General features: G+C 58.9%; 25 protein-coding genes. 11 read left to right on the top strand and 14 right to left on the bottom strand.

Annotated elements, in window-relative coordinates:
- Both ACE1BR_RS11565 and ACE1BR_RS11560 read left to right on the top strand, forming a co-directional pair.
- Positions 1-210: a YgdI/YgdR family lipoprotein gene (locus tag ACE1BR_RS11565; RefSeq protein WP_005335219.1), complete on the top strand. Its 210-nt coding sequence runs from the start codon at positions 1-3 to the stop codon at positions 208-210.
- 173 nt (positions 211-383) lie between these two features.
- Positions 384-785, top strand: coding sequence for a DUF2541 domain-containing protein (locus tag ACE1BR_RS11560; protein ID WP_374870383.1), 402 nt, complete (start codon positions 384-386; stop codon positions 783-785).
- A gap of 91 nt (positions 786-876) precedes the next feature.
- On the opposite strand, the gene mog is transcribed toward ACE1BR_RS11560, so the two are convergent.
- Positions 877-1,407: a molybdopterin adenylyltransferase gene (gene mog, locus ACE1BR_RS11555; protein WP_005354170.1), complete on the bottom strand. Its 531-nt coding sequence runs from the start codon at positions 1,405-1,407 to the stop codon at positions 877-879.
- Positions 1,408-1,800: 393 nt separating this feature from the next.
- Between mog and ACE1BR_RS11550 the strand changes: the two genes are divergently transcribed.
- The 4 genes from ACE1BR_RS11550 (at position 1,801) to folA (ending at position 4,151) form a co-directional block, all read left to right on the top strand.
- The gene (locus tag ACE1BR_RS11550; RefSeq protein WP_374870381.1) at positions 1,801-2,139 is read left to right on the top strand and encodes a DUF3135 domain-containing protein; all 339 of its coding nucleotides are present in this window, start codon (positions 1,801-1,803) and stop codon (positions 2,137-2,139) included.
- A gap of 236 nt (positions 2,140-2,375) precedes the next feature.
- Positions 2,376-3,173 (top strand): threonine/serine exporter family protein, encoded by a 798-nt coding sequence (locus tag ACE1BR_RS11545; protein ID WP_374870379.1) that lies wholly within the window; start codon positions 2,376-2,378, stop codon positions 3,171-3,173.
- Entirely contained in the window at positions 3,170-3,637 is a 468-nt protein-coding gene (locus ACE1BR_RS11540) for a threonine/serine exporter family protein (protein WP_374870511.1), read from the top strand. The genes ACE1BR_RS11545 and ACE1BR_RS11540 overlap by 4 nt, the downstream gene beginning before the upstream one ends.
- Before the next feature lie 22 nt (positions 3,638-3,659).
- Positions 3,660-4,151 carry a type 3 dihydrofolate reductase gene (gene folA / locus ACE1BR_RS11535; RefSeq protein WP_374870377.1) on the top strand — a complete coding sequence of 164 codons (492 nt, stop codon included), beginning with the start codon at positions 3,660-3,662 and terminating at the stop codon, positions 4,149-4,151.
- Between the two features lie 56 nt (positions 4,152-4,207).
- Here folA and ACE1BR_RS11530 read toward each other — a convergent pair whose 3' ends face one another.
- From ACE1BR_RS11530 to ACE1BR_RS11520, 3 genes are read right to left on the bottom strand one after another with little or no spacing between them, the layout of a single operon-like run.
- Positions 4,208-5,014 (bottom strand): phosphoadenylyl-sulfate reductase, encoded by an 807-nt coding sequence (locus tag ACE1BR_RS11530; RefSeq protein WP_374870375.1) that lies wholly within the window; start codon positions 5,012-5,014, stop codon positions 4,208-4,210.
- Positions 5,004-6,728, bottom strand: a complete 1,725-nt coding sequence (gene cysI / locus ACE1BR_RS11525; protein WP_374870373.1) for an assimilatory sulfite reductase (NADPH) hemoprotein subunit — start codon at positions 6,726-6,728, stop codon at positions 5,004-5,006. Before cysI ends, ACE1BR_RS11530 begins: the two co-directional genes overlap by 11 nt.
- The gene (locus ACE1BR_RS11520) at positions 6,728-8,518 is read right to left on the bottom strand and encodes an assimilatory sulfite reductase (NADPH) flavoprotein subunit (protein ID WP_374870509.1); all 1,791 of its coding nucleotides are present in this window, start codon (positions 8,516-8,518) and stop codon (positions 6,728-6,730) included. The genes cysI and ACE1BR_RS11520 overlap by 1 nt, the downstream gene beginning before the upstream one ends.
- Before the next feature lie 198 nt (positions 8,519-8,716).
- Here ACE1BR_RS11520 and ACE1BR_RS11515 point away from each other — a divergent pair, with 198 nt between their 5' ends.
- The gene (locus tag ACE1BR_RS11515; protein ID WP_374870371.1) at positions 8,717-9,523 is read left to right on the top strand and encodes a PhzF family phenazine biosynthesis protein; all 807 of its coding nucleotides are present in this window, start codon (positions 8,717-8,719) and stop codon (positions 9,521-9,523) included.
- A 122-nt stretch (positions 9,524-9,645) separates the two neighbouring features.
- Here ACE1BR_RS11515 and lysS read toward each other — a convergent pair whose 3' ends face one another.
- Together lysS and prfB are read right to left on the bottom strand one after the other, a co-directional pair.
- Positions 9,646-11,181 (bottom strand): lysine--tRNA ligase, encoded by a 1,536-nt coding sequence (gene lysS, locus ACE1BR_RS11510; protein WP_374870369.1) that lies wholly within the window; start codon positions 11,179-11,181, stop codon positions 9,646-9,648.
- 16 nt (positions 11,182-11,197) lie between these two features.
- Positions 11,198-12,296, bottom strand: a protein-coding gene (gene prfB, locus ACE1BR_RS11505; protein ID WP_201979590.1) for a peptide chain release factor 2 whose coding sequence is annotated in 2 segments (ribosomal slippage) — positions 11,198-12,220 and positions 12,222-12,296 — 1,098 coding nt in all. Because the reading frame shifts where the segments join, the coding sequence is not laid out codon by codon here.
- A 258-nt stretch (positions 12,297-12,554) separates the two neighbouring features.
- Here prfB and ACE1BR_RS11500 point away from each other — a divergent pair.
- Complete coding sequence (locus ACE1BR_RS11500) at positions 12,555-14,426, top strand: methyl-accepting chemotaxis protein (RefSeq protein ID WP_374870367.1); 1,872 nt, start codon at positions 12,555-12,557, stop codon at positions 14,424-14,426.
- Positions 14,427-14,681: 255 nt separating this feature from the next.
- Here the strand turns inward: ACE1BR_RS11500 and gltS are convergent, their stop codons facing one another.
- Positions 14,682-15,881: a sodium/glutamate symporter gene (gene gltS, locus ACE1BR_RS11495; protein WP_374870365.1), complete on the bottom strand. Its 1,200-nt coding sequence runs from the start codon at positions 15,879-15,881 to the stop codon at positions 14,682-14,684.
- A gap of 443 nt (positions 15,882-16,324) precedes the next feature.
- Here gltS and ansA point away from each other — a divergent pair, with 443 nt between their 5' ends.
- Complete coding sequence (ansA, locus tag ACE1BR_RS11490; protein WP_374870363.1) at positions 16,325-17,332, top strand: asparaginase; 1,008 nt, start codon at positions 16,325-16,327, stop codon at positions 17,330-17,332.
- Between the two features lie 295 nt (positions 17,333-17,627).
- On the opposite strand, the gene ACE1BR_RS11485 is transcribed toward ansA, so the two are convergent.
- Both ACE1BR_RS11485 and ACE1BR_RS11480 read right to left on the bottom strand, forming a co-directional pair.
- A complete protein-coding gene (locus tag ACE1BR_RS11485) occupies positions 17,628-17,936 on the bottom strand; it encodes a YeaC family protein (protein WP_267529810.1) in 309 nt (102 codons plus the stop codon).
- A 109-nt stretch (positions 17,937-18,045) separates the two neighbouring features.
- On the bottom strand, positions 18,046-19,479 hold the full coding sequence (locus ACE1BR_RS11480) for a glyceraldehyde-3-phosphate dehydrogenase (RefSeq protein WP_374870360.1): 1,434 nt from the start codon (positions 19,477-19,479) through the stop codon (positions 18,046-18,048).
- A 211-nt stretch (positions 19,480-19,690) separates the two neighbouring features.
- Between ACE1BR_RS11480 and ACE1BR_RS11475 the strand changes: the two genes are divergently transcribed.
- Together ACE1BR_RS11475 and ACE1BR_RS11470 are read left to right on the top strand one after the other, a co-directional pair.
- A complete protein-coding gene (locus tag ACE1BR_RS11475; RefSeq protein WP_374870358.1) occupies positions 19,691-20,491 on the top strand; it encodes a DUF2989 domain-containing protein in 801 nt (266 codons plus the stop codon).
- Positions 20,492-20,498: 7 nt separating this feature from the next.
- Complete coding sequence (locus ACE1BR_RS11470; protein WP_374870356.1) at positions 20,499-21,056, top strand: NUDIX domain-containing protein; 558 nt, start codon at positions 20,499-20,501, stop codon at positions 21,054-21,056.
- Between the two features lie 46 nt (positions 21,057-21,102).
- On the opposite strand, the gene ACE1BR_RS11465 is transcribed toward ACE1BR_RS11470, so the two are convergent.
- From ACE1BR_RS11465 to ACE1BR_RS11445, 5 genes are all read right to left on the bottom strand, one after another.
- Entirely contained in the window at positions 21,103-21,324 is a 222-nt protein-coding gene (locus ACE1BR_RS11465) for a hypothetical protein (RefSeq protein WP_374870354.1), read from the bottom strand.
- Positions 21,325-21,386: 62 nt separating this feature from the next.
- Positions 21,387-22,352, bottom strand: a complete 966-nt coding sequence (lipA, locus tag ACE1BR_RS11460) for a lipoyl synthase (protein WP_374870352.1) — start codon at positions 22,350-22,352, stop codon at positions 21,387-21,389.
- Complete coding sequence (gene lipB / locus ACE1BR_RS11455; protein ID WP_374870350.1) at positions 22,349-23,026, bottom strand: lipoyl(octanoyl) transferase LipB; 678 nt, start codon at positions 23,024-23,026, stop codon at positions 22,349-22,351. Before lipB ends, lipA begins: the two co-directional genes overlap by 4 nt.
- A 62-nt stretch (positions 23,027-23,088) precedes the next feature.
- On the bottom strand, positions 23,089-23,352 hold the full coding sequence (gene ybeD, locus ACE1BR_RS11450) for a DUF493 family protein YbeD (protein ID WP_005335178.1): 264 nt from the start codon (positions 23,350-23,352) through the stop codon (positions 23,089-23,091).
- Positions 23,353-23,645: 293 nt separating this feature from the next.
- Complete coding sequence (locus ACE1BR_RS11445) at positions 23,646-24,842, bottom strand: serine hydrolase (protein ID WP_374870348.1); 1,197 nt, start codon at positions 24,840-24,842, stop codon at positions 23,646-23,648.
- Between the last annotated feature and the right edge of the window lie 33 nt (positions 24,843-24,875).

The following is a 24,875-nucleotide window of genomic DNA, read 5'->3' as shown; positions in this document are numbered from 1 at the left end:
ATGAAAAAACTGATGATGATCCTGGTGTGCGCCCTGGGGTTGGTGGCATGCAGCTCCCAATACATTATGAGCACCAAGGATGGCAAGATGATCACCACCGAGAGCAAGCCCAAGCTGGACGAGAGCACCGGCATGTATCGTTATTACGATCACGAAGGGCGGGAAGTGATGATCAAGAAGGATGATGTCACTCAGATCATGGAGCGTTGAGCCTGCCATGAGGTGACAAGGGCTGCCGGTGGCAGCCCTTGTTGTTTTGAAAAACATGAAAATTGCAGACATTCACAGCAAATCACCATCAATTCGCGGTTTTTGGCCACGGGGTACAGCTCCCGTTATGGTTGTTTCACTATCATAACGCTCCATTTTTTATTGGAGGTGTTATGTCCCTGCGAGCTCTCTGGCGTTCCTGTTTTTCCATTCGTGCCCTGCTGGGAACTGTGCTGCTGGTTGTCGCTACTGCCAGCCATGCCGGTGAAGATCAATTCACCCTAGGCCGCACCATTTTACTGGGTGTTGGCGATCATGGTGCCACCATCCCTATGGTTGTCTGCCGCCAGACCAAATATATCAAGGTGAAGGCTGAGCGTGATTTGACGCTGGAGCGTGTGGTGGTCACATATGGTGGTGATCGCACCAAGACGATCTATTTCGATCAAGATATGCGCGGAGAAACCGAGACCGGCTGGAAATCCCTTGGCTCGCGTCGCTGTGTAAAGAAAATCGAAGTGTATGGTAATTCCGAGCGCAGTAAGGCTGGCGTGAAAGTATTTGGCCGTAAATAACGGAAGCGGTTTGTCGCTGTGAAAAATGGAGTAAAAAATAGTGGTGAGCAATGCTCGCCACTATTTTTATCTCTTCCTTTGCAGGGCTGGCTTATTTCTTTGGCCGAAATGGCTTGATGACTGTCTCGTCGCATTCGAGATAAGGCCCTTCCATCAAATCGATACAGTAGGGAATGGCGGGGAAGACGGCATCCAGGCATTCACGGATCGATTTGGGTTTGCCCGGCAAGTTGACGATCAGGGTGTCGTCGCGCAGTCCCGCCGTTTGACGAGACAGAATGGCGGTCGGCACAAACTTGAGGGATTCGGCCCGCATCAGCTCGCCAAACCCGGGCATCATCCGATCGCACACCGCTTCGGTCGCTTCCGGCGTCACATCACGTTTGGCCGGGCCAGTGCCGCCCGTCGTGACGATAAGGCAGCACTGCTCTTCGTCCGCCAGCCGGATCAGGGTTGCTTCAATCTGATCCTGCTCATCGGGGATCACCTGATAGACGGGTTCCCATTCGGAGGTCAGATAGGCGTTCAGGGTGTCGATGATGGCCTTGCCGGAGAGATCTTCGTAGATGCCCGCACTGGCACGATCGCTGACGGTAACGATGCCGATTTTTGCCTTGCTCATGGTCTGCTCTTGGATATCCGATAAAAGTGGCAATTAAAATAACATAATCAGAGAGATATGTTAAACCATCAGGATATGGTGCAGGCGCGTGAGGGGATATTAAAGTGTCGAATGAAGCGAAATAACCCTACGCTGACTTTTATTTGCAATAAAAAACATAAAATCACAACCTAAAATGTATAAGTGTTTTATCTCGCGTAAATTAAAAACAATCGCTTGTTTCTAAACACAATTAAAATAGATAAGTACCCTCGCTGTGGCCATTGGCCGGTTCAGTAGCCAGCGGATGGATTGACCCCTTTTTAGCTGCGTCGTATATAACGTTTTATATGGTTGACGCGTAATGGTGTGGTACCGGAGTGTGCTGCCAGTAATAGTCGCCGAGGAGGGCATATGGAGTTGCCTGATTTTGATACCCTGAAGGAGTTGGCTACGAGTGAGCCTTCCCGGTTGGATGCCATTCTGGTTCAGCAGATCGACCAGTTGATGGCCCGGGCGAGCCCCGAGCAGCAGCGCCGTTTGCGCGGGTTGCAGTTCAAGATTGATGGCCAGCGCCGCTTGGCTAAAAACAATCTCGACAGCTGTATCCGGATTGCCAATATGATGCGTGAATCTTTTTATCTGATGCGCAGTGAAATGATCCAGTTCAAAGAGGAAGAGGGGGGACTGGCACCTGAAAACGTTAGCAGCGGCATAATAATCCGCCTTGCTGATTATCGACGCCCTAAATAATCCACCACGAGCTCTTTGGCTAATATTTAACCCAAGGATGGGCCGCCAAAATACATCGTCATGCAAGGCTGACAGATTGTTATGGTTTTTCATGTTGGTCGTAATGTATTTGTAATGTGCTGTTTCTTTCCCTTTTTGTAATAATTCATCGCTCAGGTTGTGATAGCTGTGGATGAATAGCCGCAAGAGTTAGGCTAATATGGCCGCCATATTTATTGCTACGACTCGAAGGGATTATGAGAAGTATCACACCAAGACGGGTGTTGTCGCGGGAGCAACAGACAGAGATCACCCGCATTATCGTCAAGGTGGGTCAGATGTTGGCCCAGTTTGGGGCAGAGAGCCGGATCATTGAGCAGACCACAGTGCGCTTGGGGATGGCGTTGGGGTTGGAGAGTGTCGAAATGGCGATCTCCTCCAGTGCGATTGTGCTCACCAGTCTCTATCAGGGGGGATGTGTGACCACCACCCGGCGGGTGCGCGAGCACGGCATCAACATGCAGGTGGTATGCGAGATCCAGCGTATCTGCATCATGGCGGAGAAAGAGTTGATCGGTGCCCGTGAAGTGCGTCAGCGGCTCGAAGCTATCGCCCCCTTTCACTACCACCCCTGGCTGGTTGTGCCCATGGTGGGATTCTCCTGCGGTGCCTTCAGCCTGCTATTTGGTGGTGACTGGCCCATTTTTTTGGTGACCTGTCTTTCGTCTGCAGTCGCAATGCGGGTGCGCCAGCTGATGGCCCGTCATCACCACAGCCCGCTTATCAACTTCGCCGTAACCGGTTTTATCGCCACTCTGCTCGCCTCCAGCGCCACCTTCTTCAACTGGGGTGCCCAACCCTATCTTGCAATGGCGGCCAGCGTGCTGCTGCTGGTGCCGGGCTTTCCGTTGATCAACGCCGTTTCAGACATGGTAAAGGGCTACTTCAACATGGGATTGGCCCGCTGGGGTACCGCCACGCTGCTCACCATCAGCGCGGCCATCGGCATCATTCTGGCCATGTCGGTAACGGGGATCTGGGGGTGGAAAGTATGATGGATCTGCTCTGGCTACTGGCCAAGGATGCCTTCTGGTCAGCCATTCCGGCAGTCGGGTTTGCCATGTTGTTCAACGTGCCGCCGCGGATGCTGAAATATTGCGCCATGGGCGGGGCGCTGGCTCATAGTTCGCGAACCCTGTTGATCCACTACGGTATGCCCATAGAGTGGGCGACCCTGGCAGCTGCGACCATGGTCGGATTTGTCTGCGTCTATTGGTCACGTCGTTTGCTGGCACCACGTCCGGTGTTCAGCGTGGCCTCCATCATTCCGATGATCCCCGGTAGCTATGCGTTCAAGACCATGATTGCGGTGGTGGAGCTCAACATCAACGGCGTGACCATGGATCTCATTCAGAGTGCGGTGGAAAATGGCCTCAAGGCGCTCTTTATCGTGGGTGCCCTGAGTTTCGGTTTGGCGATCCCCTCATTGGTCGTGTACCGTAACCGCCCCATTATCTGACAGACGGTGAGAGGCTGAAGCCATGAAGATTTCCATGATTGCCGCCATGGCCCACGATCGGGTGATCGGCAAGGATAACCAGATGCCGTGGCACATGCCGGCCGATCTGGCCCACTTCAAGCGGGTCACCCTTGGCAAGCCGGTATTGATGGGACGCAAGACCTTTGAATCCATCGGTCGTCCGCTGCCGGGTCGCCGTAATCTGGTGATCAGCCGCAACCCTGACTATCAGGCAGAGGGGATCGAAGTGGTGGGTTCCGTTGACGCTGCATTGGCGCTGCTGGCCGATAACAACGTGGCGGAGGTGATGGTCATCGGGGGAGGGCACCTCTATGGTGAGCTGCTGCCCAAGGCGAATTGCCTCTACCTGACCCGCATCGATCTGGCGGTGGAGGGGGATACCCGCTTCCCTGCTTTTGATGATGGCCAGTGGCAACGCATCGACTGCGAGATCCACCCTGCCGATGAGAAGAACCCGCACCCCTACAGCTTCGAAACCTGGCTGCGCAAGTAACGTCTCATGGAACAAACAACAAGGGCACCTTCTGGTGCCCTTGTTGTTATGGGAGATCAGATCCCCGAACCGCCGTTTTCGCCGCTCTCTTCGTGCAAGCCGCACTCGCGCTTGAGGCCGAAGAAGCGGGTCTGCTCCTCGCTCATGCCGGGCTCCCACTTGGCGGTGGTGTGCACGTCGCCCACCGAGAGGTAGCCCTGCTCCCACAAGGGGTGGTAGGGCAGGTCGAACTCCTTGAAGTAGTAGAAGACGTCCTTATTGCTCCAGTCGATCACCGGCAGGAACTTGAAGCGGCCGCGCTGGATTGCCAGCACCGGCAGCTTGCCCCGGCTGCCGGATTGCTCCCGGCGCAGGCCGGAGAACCAGGTCTGGGCACCCAGCTCGTTCAGGGCGCGGTCCATGGGCTCCACCTTGTTGAGCTGGTTGTAGCGGGTGATCCCCTCCACCCCCTGCTCCCACAGGAGGCCGAAGCGGGCCTCCTGCCAGGCCGGACTGAGTTCGGCCCGATAGATCTTCAGGTTGAGCGCGAGGCGCTCGGTCAGCTCGTCGATGAAGCGGTAGGTCTCCGGGAACAGATAACCGGTATCGGTCAGCACTACCGGTACATCGGCCCGCTCGCGGCTTACCAGATGGAGCATCAGCGCTGCCTGAATGCCGAAGCTGGAGGAGAGCACATGCTCCCCCGGCAGATTGGCCAGCGCCCAGCGCACCCGCTCGGTGGCGCTCATGGCATCCAGCTCCCGGTTGAGGGGCGCCAGCGCCTCGATCTGCTCCTCGCGACTCAAGGCCAGCAGGGCGTCGAGGTCGAGTCGGCCGTCGGCGGTGCGCTCTAGCAGCCTGCTATCGGTTTGATCAGGCTGCATAGAAGTCCCTCGCGGAATCGATAACGGGAGCAATCACCCCAACCCGGATCACGAAGTCGCCGAAGCACTCGTGTTCGTTGCGCTCGCTGGCCCAGCGGCCGATCAGAGCATCCAGCTCGGCCAGGATCTGCGGCTCGGTGATGTTCTCCCGATAGAGGCGCGGAATGCGGGTGCCCTCCAGGTTCCCCCCCAGATGCAGGTTGTAGCGGTCGGGCGCCTTGCCTACCAGACCTACTTCCGCCAGCATGGCCCGGCCGCAGCCGTTGGGGCAGCCGGTGACCCGGAAGACGATGGCGTCATTCGCCAGACTGTGTTTGGCCAGCAGCCCTTCGATGTCGGTGACAAAGGCGGGCAGCATGCGCTCCGCTTCGGCCATCGCCAGCGGGCAGGTGGGCAGGGCGACACAGGCCATGGACTGCTTGCGCTGCTCGCTCACGCCGTCATCCAACAGGCCATATTGGCGCGCCAGCCCTTCAATGCGGGCCTTCTCGCTGGCAGGCACGCCTGCGATGATCAGGTTCTGGTTGGCGGTGAGGCGAAAATCCCCCTGATGCACCTTGGCAATTTCCAGCATGCCGGTTTTGAGCGGCTTGCCCGGGAAGTCCAGCAGGCGGCCATTCTCGATAAACAGGGTGAGGTGGTGCTTGCCGTCGATCCCCTCGACCCAACCGAAGCGATCGCCACGGCTGGTGAACTCATAGGGGCGAACCGGCCCGAACTGGATGCCAGCGCGGCTCTCCACCTCAGCCTTGAAAGCCTCGACGCCAACACGTTCAAGGGTGTACTTGGTCTTGGCGTTCTTGCGGTTGACCCGGTTGCCCCAGTCGCGCTGGGTGGTCACTACGGCGGCCGCCACTTCCAGCACGTGAGAGAGTGGGATGAAGCCAAAATCGCTCGCCTTGCGCGGGTAGGTGCTGGTGTCGCCGTGGGTCATGGCAAGACCGCCGCCCACCAACACGTTGAAGCCCACCAGCTTGCCGTGCTCGGCAATCGCCACGAAGTTGAGATCGTTGGCGTGGATATCCACGTCGTTGTGAGGGGGGATCACCACTGTGGTCTTGAATTTGCGTGGCAGGTAGTTGGAGCCCAGGATCGGCTCTTCGTCCTGCCCCAGTTTTTCACCGTCCAGCCAGATCTCCACGTAGGCGCGGGTCTTGGGCAGCAGGTGCTCGGAGATCTTCTTGGCCCACTCGTAGGCCTCCTGATGCAGCTCGGATTCCACCGGATTGCTGGTGCAGAGTACGTTGCGGTTCACGTCGCCTGCGGTGGCTATGCTGTCGATGCCGGTGCTGTTGAGGGTCTGGTGCATCAGCTTGATGTCGCGCTTCAATACCCCGTGAAACTGGAAGGTCTGACGGGTGGTCAGGCGGATGCTGCCATACAGACTGTGCTCCTCGGCGAACTTGTCGATGATTTGCCACTGGGCCGGGGTGATGATCCCCCCCGGCAGGCGGGCACGCAGCATGACGTTGTGCAGCGGCTCCAGCTTCTGGGCGGCGCGCTCTGGGCGGATGTCGCGGTCATCTTGCTGGTACATGCCGTGAAAGCGGATCAGCTGGAAGTTGTCGCCGTTGAAGCCGCCGGTGAGCGGGTCCTGCAGATCCTGTTCTATGGTACCGCGCAGAAAGTTGCTCTCGCGCTTGAGACGTTCGTTGTCGGCCAGCGGTCCTTCGACCGGTCCCGCTTTTGGGTGAGAAAGAGGTTGTTTGCTCATTAATAGACATCCCTTTGATAACGTTTGGCACGACGCAATTCGCTCAAATACTCTTCTGCTTCCTCACGGCTCTTGTGGCCGTGTTCGGCAATCACATCCAGCAGGGCCTCCTGCACATCCTTGGCCATCTTGTTGGCGTCACCACACACATAGAAGTGAGCGCCTGCTTCCAGCCACTGGTAGAGCTCTTGGCCCGCTTCGCGCAGGCGGTCCTGCACATAAATCTTGTTGGCCTGATCCCGGCTGAAGGCCAGCGAGATCTTCGACAGTAGCCCCGATTTCACATAACGCTGCCACTCCACCTGATAGAGGAAATCCTGGGTAAAGTGCGGGTTGCCGAAGAAGAGCCAGTTTTTGCCCTTGGCCCCCTGCACTTCCCGCCCCTGCATAAAGGCGCGGAACGGGGCAATGCCGGTGCCCGGGCCCACCATGATGACAGGGGTGTCGGGGTTTTGCGGCAGGCGGAAGTTGTCGTTGTGTTCCACAAACACTCGTACCTCTCCATCCTCGATCAGCCGGTCCGCCAGATAGGATGAGGCTCCGCCACTGCGCACGGTGCCATCTTCCTGCGGGTAGCGCACCACCCCTACTGTCAGGTGCACCTCCTCTTCCACTTCGCTCTGGCTTGATGCGATGGAGTAGAGGCGCGGGGTGAGGGGGCGTAGCAGCCCGACCAGCTGTTCGGCCGTGAGTACGGTCGGGAAGCGCTTCAGTACATCCACCACTTGGGCAGAGGCCACCAGCCCATTGACCTGAACCTTGTCGCCGGCCAGATCTTTCAGTGCAGCGTTGCCTGATATGTCAGCAAGTCCTGTGATAAAGCCGCCGTGCAAGCGGGTCAGCTCCAGCTCGCGGGTGAGCACTTCGCGCAGGCTGCCGCGGGCGGTGGCTTCATCGCCTGAGAGGCCAGTCAGGGCCAATACTTCGCCCACCAGATCGGCATCGTTGTCGAACCAGACGCCGAGGGCATCCCCCGGTTGGTAGCTGAGGCCGGAGTCGGCCAGATTGATCTCGATGTGACGGATATCTTTGGTGGAATCCCGGCCGGTGATCTTCTGATTGACCGACAGGCGGGCAGGGAAGGGGTTCTCCTTGCTGTACTGGCTGTGGCCAACCGCCTGCTGCACCGCGCTTGCCACGCTGCTGCTGGCCGTACCGGTAGAAAGGGTCGCGGCAATGGCGTTGATGGCCTGCTCTCCCCAGCTTCTGGCGGCATCCTGATAATCCACATCGAGACTGGCGAGCTCATAAACCCGCTCGGCCCCAGCGGTGGCGAGGAAGTTGTCAAAATCTTTGCCGGTCTGGCAGAAGAATTCGTAGGAGCTGTCACCCAGCCCCAGCACGGCGAACTTGAGGCCATCGAGTTTGCCGACCTTGCCTTTCTTCAGCTGGTCGTGGAGGTCGACGGCACTCTCCGGCGGCTCACCCTCCCCGTAAGTGCTCACTACCACCAGCAGGTGGCTCTCTTTCTTGAGCTGCTTGGGTTTGTAGTCGGCCATTGACGCGAGGGTGACGGGCAGGCCACGGGCCTCGGCCTGCGCCTTGATGGCACTGGCTACGCCCTTGGCGTTGCCTGTCTGGGAGCCGTAGAGAATGGTCAGGTTGCCACTTGGGGTGGCGATGGCACTGCTGGTCACGGCAGTCTGTAAACCGGTTTGGGAGAGCCCGTAGAGATATCCGCTCACCCAGACCAGTTGCTGGGTATTGAGGGTCGAGAGTACCTGACCCAGCTGACGTTGCTGCTCGTCAGAGAGGGGGGAGAGGTTGAATGGGGAGTCCTTCAATTGCATCACACGCGTCTTCCATGGTCTGATTTTCGGTCAGGGTAAGGGGTGGGATAGCTAACAACAAAGAATAAAAATGTCTTCTTTATTCTATTACTGCATTAAAAGGCGCGTTGGTTCGATCGGGAAGTGACTCAGGTCGACAGGAGCCCCATGGTATAAAGAGCAATAAATGAGCCCGTTTGAAAAATACAGGAAGTGTGAATGTCGACCATCAGATTGTTTCATGTCAATGCCTTCAGCCAGCAGCTCTTTGGCGGCAACCCGGCAGTGGTGGCGCTGGGGCCGAATCAGCCAGATGCCCGCCTGCTGGCCATGGCAGCCGAGTTCAACCTGTCGGAGACCGCCTTTCTGGTGCCTCTTGGCCGGGCCCGTTATCAGTTGCGCTGGTTCACCCCCAAGGTGGAGGTGGATCTCTGTGGTCATGGCACTCTGGCTGCGGCCCACGTGCTGTGGCAGACGGGAGAGGTGGCCGAGGATGAGGCAATCTGCTTCGAAACGCGCAGTGGCGAACTGCTGGCCCGGCGCGAAGGGGAGTGGATATGGCTCGATTTTCCACGTATCGCGTTGACGCCACAGACGCTGGATCCTGCTTATTCTGCTGCAATCGGTTGCCAGCCACTGCAAATCCTGGCGGCTGGGGCCAAGTTTTTGCTGGAGCTGGCCAGCGAGGAGGAAGTCCGCGCACTTTCGCCTGATTTTCATGCGTTGCGCGCCTTGCCGGGACGGGGGCTGATAGTCACGGCGCCCTCAAGCGACCCGGATCATGACTTCGTCTCCCGCTATTTTGCCCCTTGGGTCGGGGTGGAGGAGGACCCGGTGACCGGCTCCAACCACTGTGCTTTGGTTCCTTTCTGGGCCGAGCGGCTCGGCAAACAGCAACTGCGGGCCCGCCAGATCTCGGCCCGCGGTGGCGAGCTGCGGCTTGAGCTGCAGGAAAATAGGGTGCTGATGGCAGGTCAGGCCGTCACATTGTGGCAGGGGGAGTGGCTGCTGCCTTCGGCCTCATAAGCGGCAAGCTGGCGGCGTATTGAGCGTTCGCCGCCAGTTTGTGCTCGCCATAAAAAACGCCCCGCGGTTGCGGGGCGTTTTCAAGCTATCGCGCTCGGGATGGATCCCGGCGGGCATGAACCTTACTTCTGCGGACGCAGAGCCGGGAACAGGATAACGTCGCGGATGGTGTGGCTGTTGGTGAACAGCATTACCAGACGGTCGATACCGATACCCTGACCGGCAGTCGGCGGCAGGCCGTGTTCCAGCGCGGTAACGAAGTCGGCGTCGTAGAACATGGCTTCGTCGTCGCCTGCGGCTTTCTGATCAACCTGATCCTGGAAGCGCTTGGCCTGGTCTTCTGCATCGTTCAGCTCGGAGAAGCCGTTGGCCAGCTCGCGGCCACCGATGAAGAATTCGAAGCGGTCGGTCACGTCCGGGTTCACGTCGTTACGGCGAGCCAGCGGAGAAACGGCAGCCGGGTACTCGGTGATGAAGGTCGGTTGCAGCAGCATGTGCTCCACGGTCTCTTCGAAGATCGCGGTGATCACGTGACCCAGCTCCCAGCCCTTCATCAGCTCGATGTGCAGACGCTTGGCAACGGCCTTGGCGCTCTCGAGGGTAGCCAGATCGTCCAGGGTCACATCCGCGTTGAACTTCAGGATGGACTCGACCATGGTCAGGCGCTGGAACGGCTGACCGAAATCGATGGTCAGACCCTCTTCGCCCTCTTTGGCGTAACGGATCTTGGTGTCGCCCAGAATGTCCTGCGCCAGGGTGCGCAGCAGCTCTTCGGTCAGGTCCATCAGATCGATGTAGTCGGCGTAGGCCATGTAGAACTCGATCATGGTGAACTCGGGGTTGTGACGCACCGAGATACCTTCGTTACGGAAGTTGCGGTTGATCTCGTAGACACGCTCGAAACCACCTACCACCAGGCGCTTCAGGTAGAGCTCCGGTGCGATACGCAGGTACATGTCGATGTCCAGCGCATTGTGGTGAGTGACGAACGGACGCGCGGAGGCACCACCCGGGATGACTTGCATCATCGGGGTTTCCACTTCCATGAAGCGCTTTTCGTTGAAGAACTTGCGGATACCGGCAACCACTTTGGTACGGGTCACGAAGGTCTTGCGGGACTCTTCGTTGGCGATCAGATCCAGATAACGCTGGCGGCAGCGAGCTTCCTGGTCGGTCAGGCCTTTGTGCTTCTCGGGCAGCGGGCGCAGTGCCTTGGTCAGCAGGCGGATATCGGAAACGTGAACGGAGAGTTCACCGGTCTGGGTCTTGAACAGGGTACCTTCGACACCCACGATGTCGCCCAGATCCCACTTCTTGAACTGCTCGTTGTAGAAACCTTCCGGCAGGTCGTCACGGGTGACGTAGACCTGGATCTTGCCGGCCATGTCCTGCAGGGTGGCGAAAGAAGCCTTGCCCATGATCCGGCGGGTCATGATGCGACCGGCAATCTTCACCCGTTTACCCAGGCTCGTCAGCTCCTCGGCGCTCTTGTCGTCAAACTCTGCGTGCAGATCGCCAGAGAGGCTGTCGCGACGGAAGTCGTTGGGGAAAGGATTACCCTGGGCGCGCAGGGCGGCCAGCTTGGAACGACGCTCAGTCATCTCGTTGTTGAGTTCGAGTGAGTGATCGACTTCCGGAGTGATGGTTTGTTCAGACATGGTGATTCCTGCTTGTTTACAGACCTGATTTCAGGCTGGCTTCGATAAACTTGTCCAAGTCACCGTCGAGCACCGATTGGGTATTACGGGTTTCGACGCCGGTGCGCAGATCCTTGATACGGGAGTCATCCAGCACATAGGAACGGATCTGGCTGCCCCAACCGATATCGGACTTGGTCTCTTCCAGGGCTTGTTTCTCAGCGTTCTGCTTCTGAATTTCCAGCTCGTAGAGCTTGGCTTTCAGTTGCTTCATACACTGGTCTTTGTTTTTGTGCTGGGAACGGTCGTTCTGGCACTGTACCACGACACCGGTCGGAACGTGGGTAATACGCACCGCGGATTCGGTTCGGTTAACGTGCTGACCACCGGCACCGGAGGCGCGGTAGACGTCGATCCGCAGATCCGCCGGGTTGATCTCGATATCGATATCGTCGTCGATTTCGGGGTAGACGAACACAGAACAGAAAGAGGTGTGACGGCGGCCACCGGAATCGAACGGTGACTTGCGAACCAGACGGTGGACGCCGGTTTCAGTGCGCAGCCAGCCGAACGCATATTCGCCGGTGAACTTGATGGTGGCGGACTTGATGCCAGCCACATCGCCTTCGGAGCATTCGATCAGCTCGGGCTTGTAGCCGTGGGCATCGCCCCAGCGCAGGTACATGCGCAGGACCATGTTGGCCCAATCCTGCGCTTCGGTACCACCGGAGCCGGACTGGATGTCGATATAGCAGTCGGAGCCGTCGTGCTGACCGGAGAACATGCGGCGGAATTCGAGATCCACCAGCTTGGCTTCCAGCTGTTCGGATTCGGCGATGGCTTCGTTGAAGGTCTCTTCGTCTTCCCCTTCCACGGCCAGGCTCACCAGCATCTCGACGTCATCTACGCCCTGGGTCAGGGTGTCGATGGTGCCGACCACGTTTTCCAGCGTTACACGCTCTTTGCCCAGCGCCTGTGCGCGCTCGGGTTCATTCCAGACGTCCGGCTGTTCCAGCTCGGCGTTGACCTCTTCTAGACGCTCTTTCTTGGCGTCATAGTCAAAGGTACCCCCTAAGAAGCTCGGTCCGCTCAGACAGCTCCTTAAGTTTATTTAATACGGGATTAACTTCGAACATCGTGAAGACTCTCAGGGTCGATGTGACTTAAAAACGGGATATTCTAGCCAATTGTGGAAGGAATAAACAGGGTTGCCTTGGCCTGCTCGCCCCATGTAGTCAATTTCTGGTGTCGTTTCCACTGTCTTGGCAGAAAATATCGTCTTCAGACCCATTTTTAGGTTCAGTTTTGGCCGTGCAGGTCGCTAATGAGTAGGTAGTGTTGTGCACTTTTAGGGAAAAACCCGCTCCTCACCTCATTCATAAGAAGAAAATATGATGAAAAACCTATCACTCAAACAGAAAATACTGTTGTCGGTGGTGATCGCCCTTTCGTTGGTGATCTTGTTGCTCTCCTGGCAGAGCTATAGCAGTCAGAAGGCGTTGCTGCTGCAAGGCAGCCAGGAACAGGTGCAGCGGCTGGGTAGCCAGCAGGCGACCAGCGTCAGTGATTGGCTCGCGGCCCGTCGCGATGTGATCCAGGCGCTCGGCAGCAAGATCAGTGGCGAGCCCCTGAATGCCCTGCAGCAGGCGCAAACCTCAGGTCGCTTCCAGCTCACCTATTTTGGCGAGAGCGGCGGCAAGATGAACGACTCCGATCCCTCCATCAATCGTAACGGGTATGATCCGCGCTCCCGTGGCTGGTATCAGGAGGCGATGGGCAAGGGTGGCCTTATCGTCACCAAACCCTATCTCGATGTGGCTTACAACATCATGGTGGTGACCCTGGCACAACCGGCGCAAGGTGGTGTGGTAGGGGGTGACCTCTCCATCGCCTCGCTGGTGGACGATATCACCAAGATGACGCTGCCTGCCGACGGTTTCGCCATCATGATGCACAAGGATGGCACCGTCATCGCCTACAAGGATGCGGCCAAGGCGATGAAACCGGCTACCGAGATCGACAACGATCTGACCAATACGCTGATTGATCAGAGCAAGGCCAATTCGAGCCTGGTGCCTGCTTACTTCGATAACGAAGGGCGCGACAAGCTGCTGTGGGCGACCGATATCCCCGATACCGATTGGGAGCTGGTGCTGGTGCTCGATAAGGCCGCACTGGAAGCGCCGCTCTCCTCTCTGCTGATGACTCAACTGGGAATGGCCCTGCTGGTGCTGGTTGCGAGCATTCTCGCCATCTCCTGGCTGGTCAGCATGCTGCTCGGCCCGCTTGGCAAGGTATCGCAGGCGCTGGCCCGTATTGCCGACGGTAACGGTGATCTGACCCAGCGCATCAAGATCGACGCCAATGACGAAGTGGGTCAATTGGCCAATAGCTTCAACCGCTTTGTAGGCAGCCAGCATCAGCTGATCGGCAATATCCGTCAGCTGGCCAACGAGCTGAATGCCGATGCCGAACGCAGTCTGGTGACCAATCAGGCTGCCGTAGACGAACTGCAGCGTCAGCAGCAGGAGGTGACCATGGTCGCCACTGCGGTCACCGAGATGGCGAGCGCTACCATGGAGATCGCCGGCAACGCCGAGAACACCGCAGCGGCAGCCCAGCAGTCTGCCCAGAGCAGTGAGCAGGGCAAGATGCTGGTCAACAAGACCCGTCAGTCCATCAATGGTCTGGCCGAAGAGGTGGGACAGGCGACCGAGGTGATCGGTGAGCTGAGTCGCCATGCGCAGGCCATCACCAGCATCCTCTCCACCATTCAGGGGATTGCCGAGCAGACCAACCTGCTGGCGCTGAACGCGGCTATTGAGGCGGCCCGCGCCGGTGAGCAGGGTCGTGGTTTCGCCGTGGTGGCGGACGAGGTACGGGTGCTGTCGCGTCGCACCCAGGACTCCACCCAGCAGATCCAGTCCACCATCGAGACCCTGCAGCAGACGACTGCTCGTGCAGTGAGCCTGATGCAGACCAGTCAGGGCTTGGCAGACAACAGCGTGCAGGATGCCGATCAAGCGGTGCGTGCACTGGAAGAGATCACCAGCGCCATCTCTCTCATCTCCGATATGGCGGGTCAGATCGCCACGGCGGCCGAGGAGCAGACTCAGGTAACTGGCGAGATCACCCAGAACACCACCGCCATCAAGGATGTAAGTGACGAGATCACTGCTGCCGCCATGCGCGATCTGGATCAGGCACAAAGCCTCAAGGGCAGAGCCACCGATCTGAACCAGCAGGTGTCGACCTTTATCCTGTAACGTCAGGTTTTAGGCTGTCATCAACAAGCCCCGCACTCGGCCGATTGCGGGGCTTGTTGTTATCCGGAATGTATGGAGTCTGCCTGCATGGTGTGTTTGGTTGGGATGTTGATTCCGGCGTGTGGCGCCGCGACATTGCCCGGCGCAGAGGCCGCTGACGGAAGACGTAGCCAGTAAACAAGATGACGTGGCCAGTAAACAAAAAGCGCCCACCGATTGGTGGGCGCTTTTGCATATACGTCTGACTACTAGGGATTACAGGAAGGGCAGTGCCAGGAACAGCTTGATCACCATGGCGTTGATGATATCGATGAAGAAGGCACCGACCATGGGGACGACCAAAAATGCCAGATGGGAGGGGCCGAAGCGCTGGGTGATGGCCTGCATGTTGGCAATCGCGGTAGGGGTTGCCCCCAGACCGAAGCCGCAGTGACCCGCTGCCAGCACGGCGGCATCGTAGTTGCTGCCCATTACCCGGAAGGTAACGAAGATGGCGTAGAGCGCCATTGCTACCGTCTGGGCGGCCAGCAGAATAAAGATGGGCAGCGCCAGGCTGGCCAGATCCCATAGTTTCAGGCTCATCAGGGCCATGGCGAGGAACAGCGACAGACTGACGTTGCCAAGCAGCGAAACCTCGCGATCGCTCACTTCATGCCAGTTCAGCAGGGTCAGCACGTTGCGCAGCAGTACACCGATAAACAGCACACAGACGAAGACGGGGAGCTCAAGAGCACCGCCTTTGAGGGAAGCTGAGAGCAGTTCACCGCCCTTGAGGCTGATGGCGATCAGCGCCAGCGTCTCAATGAGGCTAAAGGTGGTCAGTGGGCGCTCCAGATCAGGCATTTCAAAGCCTTGCGGCGCATCGTCCTTGTTGTGCTCCTCACCGGGCACCTGCACCTTTTTCACCAGATGGCGGGCTACCGGACCACCGATCAGGCCACCCAGCACCAGACCAAAGGTGGCACAGGCGATGGCCAGCTCGGCAGCGGATTGCACCCCGTACTTCTCGGAGAAGGTGGCACTCCAGGCTGCGCCGGTACCGTGACCGCCGGAGAGGGTGATGGAGCCAGCCAGCAGACCCATGTGAGGGTCCAGTCCGAGCAGAGTCGCGAGACCTACCCCGAGCGTGTTCTGCACCAGCAGCAGACCGGTAACTACCAGCAGGAAAGTGAGCACCGCCTTGCCGCCGCGCTTGAGGCTGGCGAGATCGGCGGAAAGACCGATGGAGGCAAAAAAGGCCAGCATCAGCGGGGTTTGCAGACTGGTATCAAATTGCAGCTCCATCTGCATGGTGGAGCGCAGCAACAGTAGCACCAGCGCGACCACCAGGCCGCCGGCAACCGGTTTGGGGATGTTGAAGGTGCGCAGCAGCCCGACCCGGGTGACCAGCACCCGGCCAAGCAGCAATACCAGAGTGGCAGCGACCAGCGTTGCGTAAGAATCAAGTTGTAACATTCAGTACTCCCATGTTGATTGGCTGTGCCTTCTGTTGGTGAAGACTCACAGATTCAGCCGGGATAAAAACAGTGTGGCTTATGCGCCAACAAAGAAGGGGAAACATCTCCCCGCCCCGGAAAATACGGGGCTTGTGCGGGCCTGAAATGTTCAGGCATCCAGATGAGATTTCAGCAAAATCCGGCGGATTGTAGCAAAAAGCATCGTTTAATTCCAACTTTGTCGTATTAATACTCGTTTTAATGTCTTACTGTGAAATTTAACACTATTGAGGTATGGAGATTAAACGCCAAAAACGAGCAGAGAACGGCTGTCATTTGAGGCGCCAGTCTCTATAATTCGCCGGTTTCCAATCTGCGGGGAAACCGCGCGGGATCTGAGCTGCCGGTTCATTCCGAATGGTTTATCATCCGCAGGTTTTCGGCCCACAGAGAGGAGAGGGTGTGAAGAAGTCCATCTACATTGCCTACACAGGCGGCACCATAGGGATGCAGCGTTCCGATCACGGCTACGTGCCGATGGCGGGCTTTATGGAAGACTGTCTGGCACGGATGCCCGAGTTCCATCGTCCCGAGATGCCGGATTACCATATTCACGAATATGCGCCCCTCATCGACTCTTCCGACATGACGCCGGCAGACTGGCAGCGCATCGCCGAAGACATTCGCGACAACTACGAGAAGTACGACGGTTTCGTCATCTTGCACGGTACCGACACCATGTCATTCACCGCCTCGGCGCTCTCCTTCATGCTGGAAGATCTGCACAAACCGGTCATTATCACCGGCTCCCAGATCCCGCTTGCCGAGCTGCGCTCCGACGGTCAGCAGAACCTGCTCAACGCCCTCTACATCGCGGCCAACTACCCGATCCACGAGGTAACGCTGTTCTTCAACAATCAGCTCTATCGCGGCAACCGCAGCAAGAAGGTGCACGCCGATGGCTTCCACGCCTTCGATTCACCCAACTATCCGCCGCTGCTCAATGCCGGTATCGCCATCTCGCTGGAAGCGGGTGAGTTGGGTGTGCCCTCCGAGCTGCCGCTGGTGCTGCATGACATCACCCCCCAGCCCATCGGCGTGGTGACCCTCTATCCGGGGATCTCCAGCGAGGTGATTGCCAACATCCTGCAACAGCCGGTGAAGGCGCTGATCCTGCTGTCGTTCGGGGTGGGCAATGCGCCGCAGAACCCGGCCATGCTGGCGCTGCTCTCCGAGGCTTCGGCCCGTGGCGTCATCATCGTCAACCTGAGCCAGTGTTTGCACGGCAAGGTCAACATGGGCGGTTATGCTACCGGCAACGCCCTGTCGCGGGCCGGGGTTATCTCGGGCTTTGATATGACTGCCGAAGCGGCGCTCACCAAGCTGCACTTCCTGCTGAGCCAGGAGTTGCCCTCCCACCGCATTCGCGAGCTGATGCAGCAGTCCCTGCGCGGAGAGCTGACCCCCTGACAGGTTGCCCCCTCACCCTAACCCTCTCCCGGCGGGAGAGGGGATAGATCGGGGTGCTGTTGGCCACGAGGCTTGCCATGAAGATCGCCGGCAGGTGACCCGCTTACTGTCCGCAGGCTGCGAGCCTGCTCCCTTCTCCCCCGGTGGGAGAAGGGTTGGCGGATGAGTCATCCTGTATAGATAGATAGGAAAAAAGAGGGGAGCCATCATGGCTCCCCTCTTTGCTATTTATCGCATTATTTTATCAAACCATCGCTGTTCGACTTGCCGCTGCGAGACGGGATGGCGAGTGGTCTCAGTGATTGAGATTGACCCGCACTATCTCCTCTTCAACCGGCTGTGGTTCATCACGAAACAGCCGCTTGAGCTCGCTCTTGCTCTTCATCACGATCTCGCCGTCGCGGCCGATGTTCATGTGCTCCGGGTTGTCGAGGTGCATCGCCTGCCAGGCCATCACGGCTTGCAGGGAGGTGGCCTTCTGCTCGTCGGTGAGGGGCTTGCCATCGGGCCACTTGCCCAGCTCGACCGCGGTCTTGAGCCGCTCGTACACCTCTGCGGGCATCTGCCTGATTGCTTGCAAAAACTCACCCTGTTGAAACGACATCCGGCCTTCTCCTTGAACTATTGAGCCATAAACTTCGGGGTCAGCCCGGCAGATCCTGGCGGGCCATGCAGGTAGACCCTATCGGGCTATGCAGGCAGATCCTGGCGGGCTATGCAGGTAGATCCTGGCGGACTACGCCAGCCATCTGCTCCATCACCCGCACGACCTGACAACTGTACCCGAACTCGTTGTCATACCATACGTAGAGCACGCAGTGATCCCCCTCGGCGATGGTCGCCTGGGAGTCGACGATGCCCGCATAACGGGAACCCACCATATCGGAGGAGACCAGCTCGGTGCTGGCGCTGAAGTCGATCTGGCGATGGAGGGCCGAGCTTAGCGCCATCTGCTGCAGATAGGTGTTGAGGCTCTCCCGATCGGTGGCCTGCTCCAGCGACAGGTTGATGATGGCCAGCGAGACGTTGGGAGTCGGCACCCGGATGGCATTACCGGTCAGTTTGCCCTTGAGTTCGGGCAGCGCCTTGGCCACCGCCTTGGCGGCACCGGTGCTGGTCATCACCATGTTGAGGGCGGCGCTGCGACCGCGGCGCTCGCCTTTGTGATAGTTGTCGATCAAGTTCTGATCGTTGGTGTAGGAGTGGACCGTCTCCACGTGGCCGTGGCGGATGCCGTACCGCTCCTGCATCACCTTGAGCACCGGAGTGATGGCGTTGGTGGTGCAGGAGGCCGCGGAGATGATCTTGTCATCCGGGCCTATCACCTCGTGGTTGACGCCGAACACCACGTTCTTCATCTCCCCCTTGCCGGGGGCGGTCAGCAGTACCTTGCCGGCACCGCGCGCCTTGAGGTGTTCGGAGAGGCCCGCTTCATCGCGCCAGGCCCCGGTGTTGTCGACGATCAGCGCATCGTGAATGCCATAGGCGGTGTAGTCGATGTCGGCCGGGCTATTGGCGTAAATCACCTGGATGAAGGTGCCGTTGGCGATGATGGCGCTGCGCTCCGCATCTACCTCGATGGAGCCGTTGAAGGGGCCGTGCACCGAGTCACGGCGCAGCAGGCTGGCACGCTTCTCCAGATCCCCGTCACGACCACCGCGTACCACGATGGCGCGCAGTCGCAGCGGATTGGCGGCGCCGGTGCGCTCAATCAGCAGGCGGGCAAGCAGGCGGCCGATACGGCCAAAGCCGTAGAGCACCAGGTCGGTCGGCTGCGGCATCTGGCTGCTGCCCAGGGCCGGTGCCAGTTTGGCCTGCAGATAGTCCTCGATCCCCGCTTCATCCTGGTGATCCTGCCAGTAGCCGACGGCCAGCTTGCCAAGGTCAACCTCGGCGGCGGTCGGTTTCAGGGCCACGATGGCCTGGAGCAGGGGAAAGCTTTGCTGGATGGGGAGGGGAGCGCCCTGGTGGCGGCGGACGACCCGGTGGGCCTTGAGGATATCGATGGTGGAGGCATTTTGCAGCGGGCGGCCGTAGAGGGTGATCTCTATCCCTTGCTGGCGGTAGAGGCGACCAATCAAGGGCTGCATGGCTTCGGCGAGCTCCTGGCTCTCCTGCCACGCTTGCAAGTAGTGCTCGTGGGTCATTGACCAGATCCTTTATTTCACGTTGTTGGTGTAAATAGAAAATTCGTCGAATGCAGATCAGTGTAGGGGTGTCGATTTCGTTATAGTATTCTGCAATCGCGGCCTTATATGGCGCGCGCATTGTAATGGATATGTAACCGGTTTGCTAGCCGAAGGTGGCCGCATGAGGCTCCTGTTGTTACCAGTCACTGTTACTAGCCAGATGTGAGCCATGACCCCTACTGCCCTGCGACAGCCTCTCTTTATCCTCTCGGCCAGCCTTGCTGTCGCTGCTTGCGATAACGATCGGCTCCATTCCATATGCAGCAATTCTCCCGAGCTTTGTCAGGATCTGGTGGATGACGGCTGGTGCCGCTATGAGCGTACCGATATCATCCGCAGCCGTTTCTATCTCAAGGAGGAGGGGACGGATCGACGTAAGTACGAGCTGATGCGCAATCTCGAGCGCTATCTCAAGTGCGCCGAGCACTCCACCAACATCGAGTACAAACGGGCCCGCGAGCAGAAGAGCCCGCGGGTGGAGGGGATGCTGGCGGCAGGGGAGCAGCTGGCCCAACTCGATGCCGCCACCCGCAACTCGCAGGATCCCTACCTGCTGCTCTGGCACTGGACCAACAACACCAACGAGCTGGCCCGCCAGCAGTTTATGGCGCTGGAGGGTACCAGGGCGCTGGATGAACCCGAGCTGCAGCTGGCGCTCGGCGGTATCTACGCCAAGAGCGATCCCGAGAAGGCCATCGCCATTCTGCACCACGGCCTCTCCCTCTATCGCGAGGGTGAGTCGGTCAACAGCCGCCTGCTCACCTCCCTCAGTACCCTCTATATGGGCCAGAAGCAGTACGGGCTGGCCTATCTGTGGGGCAAGGTGAGCGAGTCGTTTCAGGATGCGCCAGAGGTCTCTGCCAAGCGTTTTGGCATCTACCACACGCTGAGCAAGACCGAGCAGGATGGCTACGATGTGCGGGCTGCCGAGATAGTTCAGCAATTGCAAAACGGTAGCTACCGACCCTGAGGAGATGATGACCAATTCGTCCGGGGCCAGTTCTTGGCCCGAACCTTTCGACCACTCGTTTGTGCACGGCGAGGTGGTCACCGATGGCCGTACTCTGGAGCGGCTCACGGTGCGTGCCGTGGTGCTGCGTGGCGATGAGCTGCTGCTGGTGCACTCCCGGGTCAACGGCGATTTGATGTTTCCCGGCGGTGGCGTCGAGGCGGGTGAAAGCCATGACGCTGCACTGGCTCGCGAGCTGTTGGAAGAGTGTGGCGCTGAACTGCTGGAGGTGGGGGCTCTGCTCGGTGAGGTCCGTGAGTATCGCCTCGCCCGTGAGCTGGGATTCGATGCCTACTGCATTCGCTCACTCTACTATTTGTGCCGGATTGGCGAGCAGCTGGTGGCGCCACAGCCACAGCCCTACGAGATCCGGCTCGGTTTTGTGCCCGGCTGGTTTGCCCTCGACGAGGCGCTGCAGACCAACAAGACCCAGCTGGCGGGGCCCTGTCCCCAGTGGACGGCGCGGGAAACCCGGGTGCTGGCCCAGTTGCAGCGCTGGCATCAGCAGGGGCGCTTCGAGGAGTGACAAGGGGGGCAGTGTCCCCCCTTAACGATCATGTCGGGGATTGCACTCACACCCGCCTTGTCGTGTAGCGGCCAAGCTCACGGCGCAGATTGTTGCAAATAAATCGGTTGGAATTTTCTATTTGTTGCATTGATGAGACAATTTGCCTTGTCAGAGCGTCCGATTTGCCGGTCATGATGGTCAGCAAACTATGCCCGATCTGCTGCACAAGCCCTATCGGTGCGTGCAGAGATAGCGGCAGCGACCTTGATATCGCAGCATCAGCCATCAGTGCTGAGCCATAAAAAAGAGCGCCAATAGGCGCTCTTTTTGTTGCTGCGAGTGAAGGGGTTATTTGACCTCTTCGCCCTTGGCTTGCAGATCCGCGTGGTAGGAGGAGCGCACGAAGGGGCCGCAGGCGGCGTGGGTAAAGCCCAGCTCCATGGCGACCTCTTTCAGCTCGTCAAACTCTGCAGGCGGCACGTAGCGCTTCACCGGCAGGTGGTGGCGGCTCGGCTGCAGATACTGGCCCAGAGTCAGCATGTTGACGCCGTGCTCGCGCAGATCTTTCAGTACCTGGACGATCTCTTCGTTGGTCTCGCCCAGACCCATCATGACGCCGGACTTGGTTGGTACGTCAGGGTGCATCTCTTTGATGCGGCGCAGCAGCTCCAGCGACCACTTGTAGTCGGCACCCGGGCGGGCGACGCGATACATGCGCGGGGCGGTCTCCAGGTTGTGGTTGAAGACATCCGGCGGGGTTTCGCGGAACACCTCCAGCGCCTGCTCCATCCGGCCACGGAAGTCCGGGGTCAGGATCTCGATGCGGGTCTGCGGGCTGTGCTCGCGGATCTGCTTGATACAGTCGGCGAAGTGCTGGGCACCGCCGTCGCGCAGATCGTCGCGGTCCACCGAGGTGATCACCACATACTTGAGGTTCATCTCCTTGATGGTCAGTGCCAGCTTCTTCGGCTCTTCCGGATCGAGCGCCAGCGGGCGGCCGTGGGCCACGTCGCAGAAGGGGCAGCGACGAGTGCAGATGGCGCCCATGATCATGAAGGTGGCGGTGCCATGGTTGAAGCACTCGGCCAGATTGGGGCAGGAGGCCTCTTCACATACCGAGTGCAGCTTGTTCTTGCGCAGGGTGCTCTTGATGTGCTCGATCTTCTGGCTGGAAGGGGGCAGCTTGATCCGCATCCAGTCCGGCTTGCGAAGGAGTTCTTCGTTGGGATCCGGCATGAATTTCACCGGGATCAGGGCCATCTTGTCGCCATCGCGCAGCTTGACGCCCGGCTCCATACGAACGGGTTTGCTCATGATTCACTCTCGGTGTTTGTTATTGTTTGATAGCCAATCAGGCGGGCCAGCTCGGCCACCAGAATGGATTGCGCCTCGGCCACGCTTTGCGGGCCGCCCAGGGCGCTGGTCTGGGTCATGGCCATGCCCGCGTAGCCGCACGGATTGATGTGCAGGAAGGGGGTCATGTCCATGTTGATGTTGAGGGCCAGCCCGTGGAACGAGCACCCCTTGCGGATGCGCAGGCCGAGCGAGGCCAGTTTGGCCTCCATGCCAAGGTCATTTTTCACATAGACTCCGGGGGCATCGGCCTTGGCGTAGGCCTGGATATCGCTGTTGGCCAGGGTGTTGATGATGGCTGTCTCCAGCGCGGTCACCAGCTCGCGGACCGAGAATTTGCAACGGCGGACATCCACCAGTACGTAGAGCACCAGCTGGCCCGGGCCGTGATAGGTCACCTGACCGCCGCGATCGCTTTGCACCACCGGGATATTGCCCGGATTGAGCAGGTGCTCGGCCTTGCCAGCCTGCCCCTGGGTGTAGACGGGATCGTGTTCGACTACCCAGAACTCGTCCGGGGTGTCACTGGTACGGTTGTCGGTGAAGGCTTTCATGGCGTCCCATACCGGCTGGTAGGGGCGGCGACCCAACTGCCTGACAATCAGGCTGGACTGGGCGGGGATCTGGGATGACATGGTGTCCTCGCGGCGTGCTGCGGCCAAAAACAGTCGCCCCGCAGAACGGGGCGAGAGAGAAATTACAGTACGTACTTCACCAGCTCAATCTTGCCAAGAGCGTGGTACATCGCTTCGATGTGCTCTTTGCTCTGGGCCGTCACGGTCACGCGAACCGAGTGGTAGTTGCCCTTGGAGCTGGGCTGGACAGTCGGGCTGTAGGTGCCGGGGGCGTGCTGCTGCAGCACCTCAACCACCATCTCCGGCAGCGCCGGGTCGGCAACGCCGAGCACCTTGAACGGGAATTTGCAGGGAAATTCCAGCAGTTCATCAAACTTGGTATTCATTTACTCACCTTTTGCGTCATCAACGGGATGACTTCATCTTGGATGGCTAGTGGCCGATGGCCCGTGAAGGCCGCCATTTCAAGTCTATACGGGCACGGCTCATAGCTATATGGGCGCGGCACGGACCGGGATCAAGGCCAGGATCGGTCAGACCAGGATGGAAGTGCTGCTTTTTACCACAAATCAGGGTAAGGCGGAACCTGCAGTTTGCAGGGTTATTCACTGCCTTTACCCGGTATAGACAGCAGCGGCGCCTGTTGGCGCCGCTGTATGGTGAGGATTGTGCGTCCGGATTACTTGAACCAGCTGGAGACCAGCAGTACCAGGTAGTCCCACAGACGGCTGATCAGGCCACCTTCCTGCACCTCTTCCAGCGCAACCAGCGGCACTTGCTTGATCTCTTTGTCGCCCTGCTTCAGGAACACGGTACCGACCCGTTGACCCTTGGCCAGCGGTGCTTTCAGCTCGCTGTCGAGCTGGAAGTCCGCTTTCAGGTTGTTGCCCTGACCACGGGTGACCAGCACGGAGACATCTTTGTCGACACCCAGTTTCACTTCAGACTTGTCGCCCATCCAGATCTTCTGGGTGACCAGCTCGGTGCCAGCCTTGTACGGAGTCAGGCTCTGGAAGAAGCGGAAGCCGTAGGTGAGCAGTTTTTTGCTCTCGGCCGCGCGGGAACCTTCGCTGCTGGCACCCAGTACCACGGCGATCAGGCGCATGCCTTCGTTGTTGGTGGCGGAAGAGACCAGGTTGTAGCCGACCTGGCTGACGTGGCCGGTCTTGATGCCGTCAACTTGCAGGGATTGATCCCACAGCAGGCGGTTACGGTTGTGCTGGGTGATGCCGTTGAAGACGAAAGACTTCTGGGAGTAGATCTTGTACTCCTCCGGCAGGTCGCGGATCAGCGCCTGACCCAGACGGGCCATGTCATGGGCGGTACTGTAGTGACCTTCCGCATCCAGACCGTGCGGGTTCATGAAGTGGCTGTCGTTCATGCCGAGCTTGGCGGCCCAGCTGTTCATCAGGCTGGCGAAGGAGTCGGTGCTGCCCGCCAGGAATTCGGCCATGGCGACGCAGGCATCGTTGCCGGACTGGATGATGATGCCTTTGTTCAGGTCATCGACAGAGACCTGCTTGCCCACCTCGATAAACATCTTGGAGGAGTCGGAGTAGTTCTTGGACCAGGCGTTCTGACTGATGGTCACCATGTCGGTGCGCTTGATATTCCCCTTCAGCAGCTCCTGGCCGATGATGTAGGAGGTCATCATCTTGGTCAGGCTCGCGGGCGGCAGGCGCTCTTCGGCGTTCTGTTCGGCCAGCACCTGACCGGAGTAGTAGTCGATCAGGATATGAGCCTTGGCGGAGATCTCCGGCGCGGCGGGTACCACCACGGGCATGGCGTTCGGGGTCGGTGCCGGGACCGGCGTATTGGCCTGGGCGGTAACGCTGACCAGTGAGGCCAGAAGAACTGAACGGGCAAATTTGGACATCTTGAAATTCCTGCGAGCCAGATGGGGATAAAA

Source organism: Aeromonas sp. MdU4 (genome assembly GCF_041929505.1).
Classification (GTDB): Bacteria; Pseudomonadota; Gammaproteobacteria; order Enterobacterales; family Aeromonadaceae; genus Aeromonas.
The sequence above is the reverse complement of the archived record's forward strand: the minus strand, read 5'-3'. Positions and strand labels throughout refer to the sequence as shown.